The sequence below is a fragment of the Labrys sp. 22185 genome, from assembly GCF_052045555.1.
Classification (GTDB): domain Bacteria; phylum Pseudomonadota; class Alphaproteobacteria; order Rhizobiales; family Labraceae; genus Labrys; species Labrys neptuniae.
This window is the reverse complement of the sequence record NZ_JBQEPH010000031.1, coordinates 48491-62986: the sequence shown is the minus strand read 5'-3', so window position 1 is coordinate 62986 and position 14496 is coordinate 48491. Positions and strand designations below refer to the sequence as shown.

The 14496-nt window shown below is 65.5% G+C and carries 13 protein-coding genes; 10 read left to right on the top strand and 3 right to left on the bottom strand.

Annotation, left to right across the window (positions count from 1 at the left end):
* Positions 1-160: 160 nt before the first annotated feature.
* Positions 161-4222: a Pls/PosA family non-ribosomal peptide synthetase gene (locus ACTJKX_RS32130; RefSeq protein WP_440727740.1), complete on the bottom strand. Its 4062-nt coding sequence runs from the start codon at positions 4220-4222 to the stop codon at positions 161-163.
* 217 nt (positions 4223-4439) lie between these two features.
* Between ACTJKX_RS32130 and ACTJKX_RS32125 the strand changes: the two genes are divergently transcribed.
* The 3 genes from ACTJKX_RS32125 to ACTJKX_RS32115 all read left to right on the top strand — a co-directional run bounded on the left by ACTJKX_RS32125 (position 4440) and on the right by ACTJKX_RS32115 (position 6937).
* On the top strand, positions 4440-4775 hold the full coding sequence (locus ACTJKX_RS32125; protein WP_394312695.1) for a PepSY domain-containing protein: 336 nt from the start codon (positions 4440-4442) through the stop codon (positions 4773-4775).
* A gap of 75 nt (positions 4776-4850) precedes the next feature.
* Positions 4851-5516: a response regulator transcription factor gene (locus ACTJKX_RS32120; protein WP_068292966.1), complete on the top strand. Its 666-nt coding sequence runs from the start codon at positions 4851-4853 to the stop codon at positions 5514-5516.
* The gene (locus ACTJKX_RS32115) at positions 5513-6937 is read left to right on the top strand and encodes an ATP-binding protein (protein ID WP_440727739.1); all 1425 of its coding nucleotides are present in this window, start codon (positions 5513-5515) and stop codon (positions 6935-6937) included. Before ACTJKX_RS32120 ends, ACTJKX_RS32115 begins: the two co-directional genes overlap by 4 nt.
* A gap of 17 nt (positions 6938-6954) precedes the next feature.
* On the opposite strand, the gene ACTJKX_RS32110 is transcribed toward ACTJKX_RS32115, so the two are convergent.
* Positions 6955-7500 (bottom strand): GNAT family N-acetyltransferase, encoded by a 546-nt coding sequence (locus ACTJKX_RS32110; RefSeq protein WP_394312693.1) that lies wholly within the window; start codon positions 7498-7500, stop codon positions 6955-6957.
* A 429-nt stretch (positions 7501-7929) separates the two neighbouring features.
* Here ACTJKX_RS32110 and ACTJKX_RS32105 point away from each other — a divergent pair, with 429 nt between their 5' ends.
* The 5 genes from ACTJKX_RS32105 to ACTJKX_RS32085 all read left to right on the top strand — a co-directional run bounded on the left by ACTJKX_RS32105 (position 7930) and on the right by ACTJKX_RS32085 (position 12647).
* Positions 7930-9063: an ABC transporter ATP-binding protein gene (locus ACTJKX_RS32105; RefSeq protein ID WP_440727738.1), complete on the top strand. Its 1134-nt coding sequence runs from the start codon at positions 7930-7932 to the stop codon at positions 9061-9063.
* Between the two features lie 27 nt (positions 9064-9090).
* Positions 9091-10242: an ABC transporter substrate-binding protein gene (locus ACTJKX_RS32100; RefSeq protein WP_440727737.1), complete on the top strand. Its 1152-nt coding sequence runs from the start codon at positions 9091-9093 to the stop codon at positions 10240-10242.
* A 203-nt stretch (positions 10243-10445) separates the two neighbouring features.
* Positions 10446-11285 (top strand): ABC transporter permease, encoded by an 840-nt coding sequence (locus tag ACTJKX_RS32095; protein WP_394312690.1) that lies wholly within the window; start codon positions 10446-10448, stop codon positions 11283-11285.
* Positions 11282-12124, top strand: coding sequence for an ABC transporter permease (locus ACTJKX_RS32090; RefSeq protein ID WP_394312689.1), 843 nt, complete (start codon positions 11282-11284; stop codon positions 12122-12124). The genes ACTJKX_RS32095 and ACTJKX_RS32090 overlap by 4 nt, the downstream gene beginning before the upstream one ends.
* Before the next feature lie 13 nt (positions 12125-12137).
* The gene (locus ACTJKX_RS32085; protein WP_394312688.1) at positions 12138-12647 is read left to right on the top strand and encodes a 2'-5' RNA ligase family protein; all 510 of its coding nucleotides are present in this window, start codon (positions 12138-12140) and stop codon (positions 12645-12647) included.
* Between the two features lie 132 nt (positions 12648-12779).
* Here ACTJKX_RS32085 and mutM read toward each other — a convergent pair whose 3' ends face one another.
* On the bottom strand, positions 12780-13646 hold the full coding sequence (gene mutM / locus ACTJKX_RS32080; protein WP_394312686.1) for a bifunctional DNA-formamidopyrimidine glycosylase/DNA-(apurinic or apyrimidinic site) lyase: 867 nt from the start codon (positions 13644-13646) through the stop codon (positions 12780-12782).
* Positions 13647-13796: 150 nt separating this feature from the next.
* Between mutM and ACTJKX_RS32075 the strand changes: the two genes are divergently transcribed.
* Positions 13797-14054: a type II toxin-antitoxin system Phd/YefM family antitoxin gene (locus ACTJKX_RS32075; RefSeq protein ID WP_311939178.1), complete on the top strand. Its 258-nt coding sequence runs from the start codon at positions 13797-13799 to the stop codon at positions 14052-14054.
* Positions 14051-14434: a type II toxin-antitoxin system VapC family toxin gene (locus ACTJKX_RS32070; RefSeq protein WP_415083006.1), complete on the top strand. Its 384-nt coding sequence runs from the start codon at positions 14051-14053 to the stop codon at positions 14432-14434. Before ACTJKX_RS32075 ends, ACTJKX_RS32070 begins: the two co-directional genes overlap by 4 nt.
* Positions 14435-14496 lie beyond the last annotated feature (62 nt).

The following is a 14496-nucleotide window of genomic DNA, read 5'->3' as shown; positions in this document are numbered from 1 at the left end:
TCACAAACTGACGCCTTCCGTAGCCCCTCACCTCCATCCTCTCCCCGTAAACGGGGCGAGGGGGCTCATATGTCGAGCTCGATCTCCAACTGCCTCATCTCGCCCAACCCCTTATCTTAGCGCCTATGGACGGGGACGTCCGCGCTCCCAGGAGTGGAGCCTATTCGGCCGCCTCGGCCAGGACGGGAGTCCGGGCCGGTTCATGCGCCTCGGCATTTGCCGGAGCCAGGATCTGGGCCTGGGCCGGAATACCGGTCCACACCGTCGAGGCCGGAAGCGCCTCGCCCTTCATGATCAAGGTCAGCAGCTCGACCTGGGCGAAGGGGCCGATCTCGGTGTCGTAGAGTACGGTCGCGCCGGTGCCCACCGTGGCGCCGCGGCCGATGCGGATGCGACCCACCTTCATAACCCGGTCCTCATAGAGGTGGGTCTGCGGGCAGGCGCCCATGTTGAGCACGGCATGGTCGCCGATCTCGGTGCAATCGAACTCGCAGATGTCGGTGGTGTTGATCCAGGTGCCCCTGCCGATCTTGGCGCCGAAGGGGCGCAGCAGCCAGGGCAGGAAGGGCGTGCCCCGGAGATAGTCGAGCAGCATCTTGCTGGCGAGGCCGCCATAGATCACCGCAACGCCTTCCGTGCGCATGGCCCACCAGGACCACATCGGCCGCATTATCGGCTTGTAGGTGCCGATCAGGAGCCATTTGACCGCGACGGCGGCCAGATACATCAGGCCGGAGATGGCGAGACCTGCGATCAGGAAGATGCCGATGGCGGCAAGCCAGGCACCCTCAGAGATCACCGAGGCCAGGATGTCGGCGGTGATGTAGGCGGCGGCGATCAGCACCGCCGTCGGCAGTGAGGTGTGCAGCGTCTCGAACACCACGCGCAGGAGCTTCATACGGAAGGGAGGCGCATAGGTGGTGCCGGCGGCGGCCGCCACCTTCTGGCGGGTCGGCATGGCGATGGGGGGACTGCCGAGCCAGGTCTCACCGGTGCCGACCTTGAGGGAATCGGGCAGGCGCGACTTGATGCCGATCAGCGCATCGTCTTCAACCACCGAACCCTGCGACACCACCGAGGAATTGCCGAAGAAGCAGCGGTCACCCGTCTTCAGGCGCTTGAGAATCATGCGGCCATTGCGGATTTCCTCGTCGCCGAAAATGGTCTCGTCGCCGATGAAATTGTCGCGGCCCATCTCGATCAGGTCGTAGCGCCCGGCAAAGCTGGCCGAAATCTCGGTGCCCTTGCCGATCTTGGCGCCCATCATGCGATACCAGTTGCGCATGAACACGGTGGCATAGAGCGAGTTGAGGGTTTCCAGGAGGGATTCGGTGGAAAGGCCGATCACCCATTTGCGGAAATAGAGCGAACCGAAGATCGAATAGGAGCCCTCGCGCACCTTGGGCAGCAGCAGCCAGCGCAGGGCCACCATCACCGCCATCGAGACCACGATCAAGGCGAGCGCCGCCGGCCAGGCCGCGACCGCCACCAGGCTCCAGGACAGGGGCTGGTCGGGATCGGCGCCGAACAGGGCTTCGACTTCCGAGAACAGCGAGAAGGCCGGGAAGATCGGCAGGAGGCCGATGACCAGGCACAGATTATAGGCGATGAAATAGCCGATGGCCTGCACGAAACGGCCGAAACGGCCGAGATCGGGATGGTCGGCCGGATCGTCCTGCTCGGCAGGGCCGATTTCGGCGGCAGGCGCGCCTTCCCAATGGGTGCCCGGTGCCACCATCGTGCCTTGCGGCAGGGCCGTGAGGTCGCCGATCTCGGCGCCGTCCCCGATGACGACGTCGCCGCCGATCACGCTGCCATTGCCGATGCGTGCACCGGTGCCGATCTCGATGCGCCCGACATGCACCTCGTTGCCGATCACCTCGACATTGGCGAGCTTGAGCTTGGTGCCAAGGCTCGCCCGGTCGCCGATGGTGACGAGGTCGATCGCGCCTTCCTCGAAGTCGTCGATCATGGCGTCATGACCGATGCGGGCACCGAGGGCGCGCAGATAGACGCGGATGAGGGGCGAGCCCTTGAGGAATTTTGGCGTGGTGAGCTGCACGATGCGCTGCATCAGCCAGATGCGGAAATAATAGGCGCCCCAGAGCGGATAGACGCCCGGCCTGGTGCGGCCGATCACCAGCCATTTCAGGCCGATGACGGCGAGCTTGGTGGCGAGGTTGAGGCAGATATAGACCCCGCACAGCACGGCGAGCTCGGTCAGGATGGAAGCGTTGTCGCCCACCAGCAGCATGCTGGCGAGCAGGAGGCCGATCCATTGCACCGAGACGAGCGCGACGATGAAGGGCAGCGTGACCGCCTGGGCCAGCCCGCACAGGAAGCGCCGGGCGAGCGGCACCGGTTCGAAGCTGCGGTCCGGCGGTGGCGCCGCCGCTGCAGCAGCCGCGCTCTCGTCCAGGGCCTTGGCGAGATTGCGCAGGGTGCGATGGGTATAGAGGTCGCGGATGGCGATGCCGGACAAGGCCGGCACGCGGCGGACCTCGGAGACGAAGCGCGCCGCCAGCAGCGAGTGGCCGCCGAGGTCGGTGAAGAAATCGGCCTCGAAGTCGACCGCCGGGGCGCGCAGCAGTTCCTGCGCAGCCTTGAGCAACTGGGCTTCGGTCCAGGAGCGTGGAGGTTCCTGGTCGCCGGCCGTGGCCTGGCGTTCCGGCACCGGCAGGGAGGAGAGCGCCTTGCGGTCGACCTTGCCCGACGGCAGCACGGGCAGCGCGTCATGGAGCTGGAAGGCCGAGGGCAGCATGTAGCGCGGGATCTTGGCGGCAAGGTCACGCTTGATGCGGTCGAGATCGATCTCGCCCTGCGGCACCAGATGGGCGACCAGCGTATCGCCGGCCTCGCTCTGGTTGGCCGTCACCACCGCGGTGCGGATGGCGCGATCGGCGGCCAGCAGGCTTTCGATCTCGCCGAGCTCGATGCGATAGCCGCGGATCTTGACCTGGCTGTCGATGCGGCCCTGGAAGACGATCCGTCCGTCGGGCTTGAGGCTTACCGCATCGCCGGTGCGGTAGAGCACCGGGTCGGAGCCGTCCAAGGCAAAGGGATTGGCAATGAACTTGGCCGCCGTCATCTCCGGCAGGTTGAGATAGCCCATGGCCACGCCCGGGCCGCCCACCAGCAATTCGCCGGTCTCGCCGGGCGCCAGCAGGTTGAGCTGATCGTCGACGACATAGGCGGTGTAATTGGGGATCGGGCGCCCGATCGTGATGTCGTCGCCGGCTTCCAACTCTGTCGAGGTCGCCACCACCGTGGTCTCGGTGGGGCCATAGGTGTTGAGCAAGCGTCGGCCGGGGCGGGCAAAGCGGGCGACCAAAGCGGGCGGGCAGGCTTCGCCGCCCAGGATGATGGTGTTCAGCCCGGCGACGTCGCGACTGAGCATGGAAAGCAGGGTCGGCACCGTATCGATCACGGTGATGCCCTCGGCTTCCAGCATCTGGGGCAGGGCGTCGATATCCTGCAGCACGGCCGCGCTGGCGATCTTCAGCGTGGCGCCGACCATATAGGGAATGAAGATCTCTTCCAGCGACAGGTCGAAGGCGATCGAGGCCTGCTGGAGCACCACGTCATCGGCCGCGATACGCAGGCGTTCGTTGCCGGCGCGCAGATAGTGGCAGATGTTGCGATGAGAGACCTTGATGCCCTTGGGCTTGCCGCTGGTGCCGGAGGTATAGATGGCATAGGCCGCATCGGTCAGGGCGGGGGCAGGACCGGCGGGAACCTCGCGGCCTGTGTCCGCCAGCAGGGCTTCGAGCGTTACCGTCCCGGCCTCGACGGCGGCATATTTCTCGGCCTGCGGCGCATGCGAGATCAGAAGGCCCGCGCCGGCATCGGCAAGGCTCGCCGTCACCCGCTCGGGCGGGATGTCGGCATCGAAGGGAATGAAGCTGGCACCGGTCTTGATCAGGCCAAGCAGCGCGACATGCAGGTCGATCGAGCGCTGGAACCAGAGGCCGACGAACATGCCGGCGCCGACGCCGCGGCGGGCCAGGGCGGCGGCGACCCGATCGGAGCGCTCGTCGAGCTCGCGATAGGTCAGGCGCTCGCCGGTACCGATCGCACCGAGGGCCTGCTTGTCGGGAAAGGCCGCGGCGGACGCCTTGAAGATCGTCGCCAGGGTTTCGTCGCGGAGAAGGTCGGGACGCTGCTCGCCGCGAACCACGGCGAGGGGCCCGGCGGCATTTACTGGTACAGGAAAAGACAACACACGCGTAATCCTTCGGCCGGCGATTCGGATGGTGGCCAAAATCGTTTCCAGCTATTCTAGCGAGGTGCGCGTTGCGAGCGTCTGACAGCGCCTGCAAGCCAATTGCAAGCTTGGTTTCGGTAGACTGTCGATCGGGAAACTGTGAGTGACTCAACAGTTGCGGAATGCTCGGCGAGGCCCGTCGGGAGCCTTGCCAGCTACTCTGCTTAGGAGATTCATGACGGCTTTTAGCGCCAAGGCTTTTAGCGTTAGGTCCGGCGCCTGTGCCGGACTGCTGCTGACAATCGCTTGCTTCATGCCGCCGCTCGAAGCGGCGATGGCCGGCCCTGCTCATCACGGCCAGCCCAGCGGCGTGTTGATCCGCCGCCCCGGGGCACATTCGTTCAAGGATATTTCCGCGGCGGTGGCCCGCGAGGTGCCGGGCCGCATTCTGCGCGTGCGCGAGCTGCGCCGCGGTGGGCGCCTGCTCTACATGGTCCGCGTTCTCAGGCCGGACGGCAAGAGGCGCGACGTGCTCGTCGATGCGGTGACACTGGCCTTGGTCGATAAATAGGCCTAATGTCCGGCCCGGCTCGGCAACGCATTGAGCGCCCGGCCAGTTCCGCCCACGAGATCCCAGCCCCGAACCATGCGTATTCTGGTCGCCGAAGACGAACGAGCCATCGTCGACGATATCCGTCGCAGTCTCGAAGCCCAGCAATATATCGTGGTGACGGTGTTCGATGGAGAGGAGGCGCTCTTCGCCGGCGAGAACGAGCATTTCGACCTGGTGATCCTCGACCTCGGCCTGCCCAAACTCGACGGGCTGACGGTGCTCAGGCGCTGGCGCCTGGCGCGGCGCGGCATGCCCGTGCTCATCCTCACCGCGCGCGACGATTGGCGCGACAAGGTCGACGGCATGGATTCCGGTGCCGACGATTATTTGACCAAGCCCTTCCGCATGGAGGAACTGCTGGCGCGTGTCCGAGCCTTGGTCCGCCGCGCTTCCGGCCAATCCTCCCCCGTTCTGTCGAATGGCGTGCTGGAGCTCGACACCCGCCAGCGCGCCGTCTCCTTCTATGGCAGCCCGGTGCAGGTGACGCCGCTGGAATATCGCCTGCTCGCCTATCTCCTGCACAATGCGGGCACCGTGATGTCGCAGTCGCAGATCACAGATTCGATCTACGACCAGGATGTGGAACATGATTCCAATGCCCTCGAAGTCGTGGTTGCCCGCCTGAGGCGCAAGCTCGACAACAGCGTGATCGAGACGCGCCGCGGCCAGGGCTATGTCATCCCGGCCGAGCCTCAGTGACCGTGACTTCCTTCTCCCTCAGGCGGCGCATGCTGCTCGGCTCGGTGGTGGCGATCGTGGTTGCCACCATCCTGGCCGGCATCGGCATCGATGCCATCTCGGGCCTGGCGATCCGGGCGCTCGAACTGTCCGAGATCGAGGACGAGATGCGCCTCCTGCTCGGCAGCATCGAGGTCAATGCCTCCAACCAGCTCACCATCGACGAGGGGCCGCAGGATCCGCGCTTCGAACTGCCCAATGGCGGGCTCTATTGGCAGGTCGGCCGGGGCGGCAATGTCGAGCTGCGCTCGCAATCCCTGTGGGACCAGGGCCTGCCCTGGCTGCAGGCGACGGCGGCCAAGGGCGGCGGCAAGGTCAATGATCTCGTCGGGCCGAATGGCAGCCAGCTCCTGGCGGTCGAACGCTCGATCGTCATCTCGACCGCGAGCGGCGACCAGACCGTCAATGCCCTGATCGCCCTCGACAATGCCCAGCTCTCGCCGGTGAAATGGCGCTTCTTCTATGCGATGGCGCCCTCGCTCGCCGTGCTGATGGCCGCCCTGCTCGGAGCGGTGATCGCCTTCCTGCGCTACGGCTTCCGCCCGCTCGACAAACTCAGCGTCGAGTTGCTGTCGCTGCGCAGCCGCCCGGCCCGCAAGATCAGCGGGCGCTATCCCGACGAGATCCAGCCGCTGATCGACAACCTCAATGCACTGATCGCCTCCCGCGAGGCGCAGCTCATCGAGGCGCGCAGCCGGGCGGGCGATCTCGCCCACGGCCTGAAGACGCCGCTTGCCGTGCTGGAAGCCACTGCACGCTCCCTGGCCGATAGCGGGCAGGCCACCGCGGCCAATGCCATCCGTGACGAAGTCTGGCGGATGGATGCCCAGGTCAAGCGCACTCTGGCGGAGGCGCGGGCGAGTCTCGCAGCGGCGCAATTGTCGGGACGCGTCGACACCCATGCCGTGCTGTCCAAGCTGGTCTCGACCATGCACAAGCTCTCGCGCGACAAGGACATGACGTTCGGCCTCGAAGCCCCGCAGGGCATCGTGATCGCCATGGATGAGAGCGATTTCACCAACATCGCCGGCAATTTGCTGGACAATGCCCGCAAATGGGGGAATTCGCAGGCAAGGGTGCGCCTGATGGCGCAGACGGCTTCGCCCGTCATCCTCTTGTCGATCGAGGATGACGGCCCCGGCCTGCCGCCCGATGCCGAAAAGTCCTTCATCGAGCGGGGCAAGCGCCTCGATGAGACCGTGCGCGGCACCGGCTTCGGCCTCGCCATCGCCAAGGACATCATCGAGGCCTATGGCGGCGAGCTTCATATCGCCAAATCGAGCCTCGGCGGCCTCGGCGTCGAGGTGCACCTGCCTAAGCGGCTTGTCGTCACCGACACGGGTGATGACGATCCTGCCGCCGAGGGGCGACCTTCCGCCTGAGACCCGGTAGTTGCCGCTCACAATGCGAGCCGCATCACCTGCCGACGCGAGCCGGCCTTGCCGACGGGAACAAAGCCGCGCCCTGTAAACAGCTCGACAAACCCCATGAAACGATAGCTGGGCGAGCTGGGATCGACCGGATAGGCTTCGACCACCTGGGCGCCCTGGCCGCGGGCATAGGCGATGGCAGCATCGAGCAAGGCGTGCGACAGGCCGGCCTTGCGGTGGTCGCGGCGGACAAAGAAGCAGGTGATCGACCAGATGCCCGTCTCCCCATCGTCCTGGTCGGACGAGAGCCTGAGGAAGCTCTCGCGTGGCGCCACGGAACACCAGCCAACGGGCTCGTCGTCGAGATAGCCGAGCAGGCCGATCGGCACATCGGTTTGGACCCGGTGGTGGAGCGCCTGCTTGCGGGCGGCATTATCGGCCGAACCCCGTTCGGCCATGGGGCGCCAGGCCATGCACCAGCAATATTTCGGCGCGCCCTTGCCTTCGAACAGCGCTTCGAAATCAGGCCAGGTGGCCGCGATGACGGGTCGGGCGGCGAATGTCGGAGCGATCATGCCGGCTGTCCCCCTGACTGTCTGCTGCGCCGGCTTCACCCATGCTCGGCTCCCTGCGGTCCAATCTCCGGCATTTGGGGCGGCGCTGCCAGCCGTGATTTTGGATCCCTGCCAGGCGAACCGTCATATGGCTGTCACCTCGAAGCGGCAGGGATAAAACGTGGCATTGCTCCTGCACAGCTGTGCAAGAAGGAATAGGCCCGTCGCTAAATTCGTTTCCACGCCATGGGAGCGGATTTCAACCTCTCAGGACCGGGCGGATGGTTTCAATGGAATGGCTCTGCGCTATTGACAGGAGTTTCGCGCAGAGCGAGCATTGCACAGCTGTGCAATCAGACATGGCGATGAGGAAACGAGAGGGAACGGTGTCCGCTGCAGGCTTCTTGCCTGAGCCGAGGACGCCGGGACCTGCCCGCGGGAGGTTGCGCCGTGAAGCCGAGTGATCAGCCCCTGGTGGCGACCCCAACGACGCCGGTGCGGCAACCCTTGCTCGAGGTCGACAGGGCCTCGGTGCGGCTCGGCAACACCCAAGTCTTCGAGAATCTGAGCCTGACAGTGGGGGAGGGCGAATTCGTCGCGCTGCTCGGTTCATCGGGCTGCGGCAAGACTTCGCTCCTGCGCACCATCGCCGGCTTCATCCAGCCGCGCGCCGGCACCGTCCGCGTGCGGGGACGCGACATTACCGACGAGCCGCCCGATCGGCGCGGCATGGCGCTGGTGTTCCAGACCTATGCGCTTTGGCCGCATATGACGGTGGCGCAGAATATCGGCTACGGCCTCAAGCTGCGCCGGTTGCCGCGCGCGGAGATCGCCGCCAAGGTCAAGGACATCGCGGCCCTGCTGGGCCTATCCGGGCTGGAGGAGCGCAAACCGGCGGCGCTCTCCGGTGGCCAGCGCCAACGCGTGGCGCTCGGGCGGGCACTCGCCATCAGCCCCGACATTCTGCTGCTCGACGAACCCCTGTCCAATCTCGATGCGCGCATCCGCCTGACGGTGCGCCAGGAGATCAGCGCCCTGCAGCGCCGGCTCGGCATCACCGCTATCCATGTCACCCATGATCGCGAGGAGGCCATGGTGATGGCCGATCGCATCGTCATTCTCGATGCTGGCAGGATCGCGCAGATCGGCACGCCGGAAGAGGTCTACAACCAGCCGGCCTCCGCTTTCGTCGCCGCCTTCATGGGGGCCGAGAACAGGCTGCGCCTCAACGCCGGCCCGGCGACGGAGGGCGATGGCCGGCTGCGGCTTCAAGCCCAGGGGGGCACGCCCGCTCTGATCGCGACTGTACGGCCGGTCGCGCCGGGGCCCTGCATCGCCCATTTCCGCTCCGAGGCGGCCGAACTGCATGAGGCCTCCGCCGCGGCGGAGCCGACCGCCGGCTTCCTCGTCCTGCCCGGCGAGGTCGGCCAGGTCAGTTTCCCAGGCGGGTTCTGGCGTCACGTCGTGGCCACACCAGCCGGTGCCCTGGTCGTCGACGCGCCCAAGGCCTGGCCCGCCGGTTCGAAGGTCGATGTTCATATCCCTCAGACAGGCCTGTTCGTCTTTCCCGACGAGCAAGGCTGAATTGCCATAAGAGACAGGAGAGTTCGGATGAGACTGACAGCATTGTCCGCCGTCGCGGGGCTGCTTGCCGCCGCGTTGCCCCTGGCAAGCACCACGGCATCGGCCGAGGAGCTGACGGTGATCACGGCAGGCGACCAGAACATGGTCGACTACGTCAATAATTTCCTGGCCCCGGCCTTCGAAAAGCAGAATCCCGGCACCACGGTGCGCGTGGTCGGCACCGGCCCCGGCGATGCCGGTTCGCAGAAGATCGTCGAGCGCCTCGATGCCCAGAAGAAGGCCGGCAAGGACGTCTACGACGTCGACGTCGCCGTCATCCACGAGAAGGTGGCGGGCAAGCTGGTCCAGGACGGGCTGCTCGACAAATATCGCGGCAATATCGACACCGGCAAGCTGGTCACGCGGGGCAACGCCAGGCTGGCACTCGGGGCCGATGTCGACGGCTATGTCATGCCGATGTTCAACAGCCAGACCGCCATCGCCTACAATCCGGACCTGGTACCCAATCCGCCCAAGACCTTCGACGAACTGGTGGCCTGGACCGAGAAGAACCCCAAGCAGTTCGGCTATAACGGCATCAAGGGCGGCGCCTCCGGCGTCTCCTTCGTGATCAGTTGGATCTACAACTATGCCGGCGACGCCAAGGTCCTGCAGGAAGGGCCCTATGACGCCAACGAGAAAGCCAAATGGGATGATGCCTTCGCCAAGCTGAAGGCCTTCAACAAGAATGTCGCGCTCACCCCCGGCAATGCCGGCACGCTCGACATGCTCAGCCGCGGCGAGATCGCCATGGGCGCGGTCTGGGTCGACATGTTCTATTCCTGGAAGGCCAATGGCCAGCTGCCGCCCACCATGAAGCTGGTGCTGCCGGCGCCCGGCATGCCCGGCCAACCGATGCATTACGTCATCCCCGGCAAGACCGCCCACAAGGCCCTGGCGGAGAAGTTCGTCGCGCTCGCCACCAGTCCCGAGGTCCAGGCCAACGGCATCGTCAAGCAGTTCAACTGGTATCCGGGCATCGACGCCAAATATGTCCAGGACAAGCTCGACCCGGCGATCTGGCAGAAGCTGTTCACCGACATCTCGCCCGATGACCTCGCCAAATACGGCAAGTCCTTCCCGATCGGGCCGTATTACGCCGACCTGCTCGAAGCCTATGAGAAGAAGGTGGCGGAGTAGGGGGCGACGTCGGCACCCCTCATCCGGCTGCCGCCACCTTCTCCCGCAAGGGGAGAAGGGGCCTGATTGGGAGTCGTGAAGCTCCTCGACCCAACCGAAAGAACGCCTTCTCCCCTTGCGGGAGAAGGTCCCGGCAGGGGGATGAGGGGAGTGGTCGCCACGCCATCATCCCCCTGCCGGATACCATCATCAGGATCTCCACCATGGCTCCTTCACGCACCGCTCCCTCCCTCGCCGGCCTGATGCTGGTGGCGCCGGCGCTTGCGGTGGTGATCCTGCTCTTCGTCGTGCCGCTGGCGAGTTCGGTCACCGGCTCCTTTGCGACGCCGGAGGGGCCGGGGTTCGGCAATTTCCGCAAGGCCTTCGAGCTCTACTGGACCGACATGGTCTTCTCGGTGGTGATCATCCTGATTTCTACCGCGCTGATCGTGCTGATCGCTGTCGCCATCGCCGGCTATCTCACGCTCGGCAACAACCCTCTGGCGGTTGCGGCCTTGCGCTGGCTCTATCGCTGGCCGCTCTTCGTGCCCTTCATCGTGGTTGGCCAGATCCTGCGGACCTTCCTCGCCAAGAACGGGCTGATGAACAGCCTCCTGGTGAATGCGGACCTGCTGTCGCCGCTGCAGGCTGTCAGCTTCCTCGACTGGCGGGGCATCGTCATCGCCTTCGTCTGGAAGCAGATGCCCTTCGTCACCCTGCTCACCGCCGGCGCCATGGCCTCGCTCGACCGCTCCACCATCGAGGCCGCCCGCAATCTCGGCGCCTCGCGTCTGCGCATCCTCCTGGAGATCGTGGTGCCGCAGGTGGCCTCCACGCTGCTGGTCGGGGCCGTGCTCAGCCTGGTGACGATGATGTCGGTGCTTTCCGTGCCACTGATGATCAACGCGCAATCGCCCACCATGATCACCGCCGACATGGCCTTCCGCATCAATTCCTATGGCGACTACGGCGTCGCCAATGCTCTCGGCTTGCTCTCGCTCGCCTTCACCGGCGCGGTAGCCTGGATCTATCTCAGACAGACCATGAAGGAGAATGCGCGATGAGCGATGCCGGTCACGCGCTTGCCGCCCGCAGCTGGCGAATCGACTGGCTGTGGATCCCGCGCGGCATCGGGCTCGGCCTGCTCGCCTTCGCCATCTTCGGCCCACTCGCCAATCTCCTGCTGTGGACGGTGGCGGAGCGCTGGTATTTCCCGCATAGCCTGCCGCTGCAATATGGCTTTTCCTTCTGGCCGCGCGTATTCGCGCCGCGCGGCGATGCCCTGGCCTCGCTCGGCACCAGCGTTTCCATCGCGCTGCTCACCGTGGCGCTGTCCCTCGCCCTGGCGGTTCCCGCCGGCTATGCGCTGGCGCGGCTGAAACTGCCTTTCCGCGCCGGCATCCTGCTGCTGCTGCTCCTGCCCCAGGCCTTTCCGAACCTGCCCGTCTACGTCAACATCGCCCGCCTGTTCTACGAGATCGGCCTGAACGGCACGGTGCTCGGCGTCGTGCTCGTCCACACCACCCATGGTCTGGTCTATGCGGTGTGGATCGCCACGGCTTCCTTCTCCGCCGTGCCGGTCGACCTGGAAGAGGCCGCCCGCTCGATCGGAGCCAGCGCCCCCCGCGCCTTCCGCGATGTCGTGCTGCCGCTGGCCGCGCCCGGTCTGATGGCGAGCGCCATCTTCGTCTTCCTGGAATCGCTGGACGAGTTCACTGGCACCTATTTCGTCGGCGCGCCCGACATCAAGACCATGCCGCTGCTGCTCTACACCGCCAGTGCCGGCGGCAATTACCAGATCGCCTCGATCACCGCTTTGGTGCTGCTGGTGCCCTCCATCGCCTTCATGTTCGTGGTCGAGCGCTTCCTCAGTGCCGACGTGCTGGCCAAGGTCGGGCGCTGAAATGGCGGAGGGGATGTTTTCCGTCTGGCTGATGCCGGTGGCCGAGGACGAGCGCCTGCTTGCCGGCATCGTGGCCGAACTGGCGCAGACCTTCGGCACGCCGCGCTTCCAGCCGCATCTGACCCTCGTCGAGGACAGGCTCTGCGAGGAGGACGACCTTGCGCGCCAACTCACCACTGTCGCTGCCGGCATTGCGCCCTTCGCCGCCGATATCCAAGCGGTCGGTACCAGCGACCTGTTCTTCCGAGCCTTCTATGCCCGCTTCGAGCGGGCGGGACCAGTGCTCGAACTGAAGCGGCGGGCCATCGCTTCGATCGCGGCTTCGGCGATCGAGAGTTTCATGCCGCATGTCTCGCTGGCCTACGGCGTGGAAGACGGGCCGCTCAAACAGGCCGCAGCCAGGGAGGTCGAGGCACATCTTACCGGGCGGGCCGTCCGTTTCGACCGCATCGCCGTGGTTCGGTCGGCACAAAGCATTCCGGTCGAGGATTGGACCGTCGGGGCCGTTATTCCGCTTGGTTGACGAGCTCATGGACAGGGCTGGCGCGGCTCGTCAACACGAGCTTTCCTCCTGGCCCCTGCCAAATCGTTGCAACAGCAAGGTTTGGTTTCGATCCCTCGGTGTTGAGGCATCTGATAACTATAATGAATTTCCTTATTTCTGACAGTGTCGGCACCAATAGGTCGAGCGTCCCGATTGCACCAGGCGCTCGATGGTGCCGCGGCAGTCCGGTGTCGGGCAGGCCTCGCCCTCGCGGTCATAGACGCGGAAACGGTGCTGGAAATAGCCGAGCGAACCGTCGGTGTGCCTGTAATCCTTGAGGGTCGAGCCGCCGGCCTCGACCGCTTCGGCCAGCACCTCGCGGATCACGTCAGAGAGGCGTTCGGCCTGCCCGTCGGCCAGCGTGCCCGCGGCCCGCTCGGGCGCGAGGCCCGCACGATGCAGCGCTTCGCAGACATAGATGTTGCCGAGCCCGGCGATCAGGCCCTGGTCGAGCAAGGCGGCCTTGAGCGGCGCCAGCTTGCCGGCGAACAGGCGGGCGATCGTCTCTCCGCTCAATTCGTTGCCGAGCGGCTCGATGCCCATGGCCTTGAAATGGCGCGAGGTTTCCAATCCGGTCCGCGGCACCAGATCCATGAAGCCGAAGCGGCGCACATCGTTATAGGTGATGGTGAAGCGGTTGGAGAGGCGGAAGACGACATGGTCGTGCTTGGCGTCCTCCTTGACCTCGTTGGCGAACTCGCCCGGTTCCGCCACGCCACCATCCGGCGCCGTGATCAGGAAGCGGCCGGTCATGCCCAGATGCATCACCAGCACGTCGCCGGAGGACAGGTCCGCCAGGAGGTATTTGGCGCGGCGCCCCATGGAGAGGATGGTCTGGCCGGTAAGGCGGCGGGCGAAACCGGCGGGCAGGGGAAAGCGCAGATCCGGCCGCCGCGCCTCGATCTCGACGAAACGGGCACCGGTCATGGCCGGCTCAAGGCCGCGGCGGACGGTTTCGACTTCGGGTAGTTCGGGCATGATTCCTCCGGCGCGGACTGCCGGCCAGAGATAGGACGAAGGGGAGGCGTTTTCCAGCCAAGCATTCAGCAGGGCGTCCGGCGTCGTTGAAACGGACCATTGAATGGACTAAATAGGATGTCGACCAAATATTCCTGCGAGGACAGTGTCATGCGGATCTCGGTGACCGAGGCGAAGGGACAGCTCACGGACCTTGTTCGCCGCGCACAGGCGGGGGATGAGGTCATTCTGACGCGACATGGTCATGCGGCGGTCCAGCTGGTGCCGGTCAAGCCCCTGGTAGACGCCAAATCCCGCAAGGCGGTGATCGCCGCGGTCCGCCTCAGCGCGGCGGCGAAGGCGACGGCCGGTGCGGATGCTGCCCGTAGCCAGGATTTCCTCTATGACGAGAATGGCTTGCCCCGATGATGGCCGTCGACACCTCGGCCTTGATGGCGATCGTGCTGAATGAACCGCAGGCCGATGACTGCGCGGTCACGCTCGAAACCGAAGATCGTCTACTGATCTCGGCCGGCACGGTGGCAGAGATCCTGATCGTGGCCGGATGCAGGAATGTCCGGGACGAGGTCGATCGCCTGATCGAGGGACTCGGCTTCGAGATCGTCAGCGTAACCTCGGCGTCGGCGCGGCGCATTGCATTGGCCTACGACAAGTGGGGAAAGGGGATACATCCGGCGGGGCTGAACTATGGCGATTGCTTCGCCTATGATGTCGCGAAGGAGTATGGCTGCCGGTTGCTCTATGTCGGGGACGATTTCGCCCGAACGGACATTCAGGGCGTCTTGTGAGCATGAGCTGGAGAAGTGGCGATGTCGTGCCGCATTCTCCTTCCCCCGTCTCGGTTTTGTGC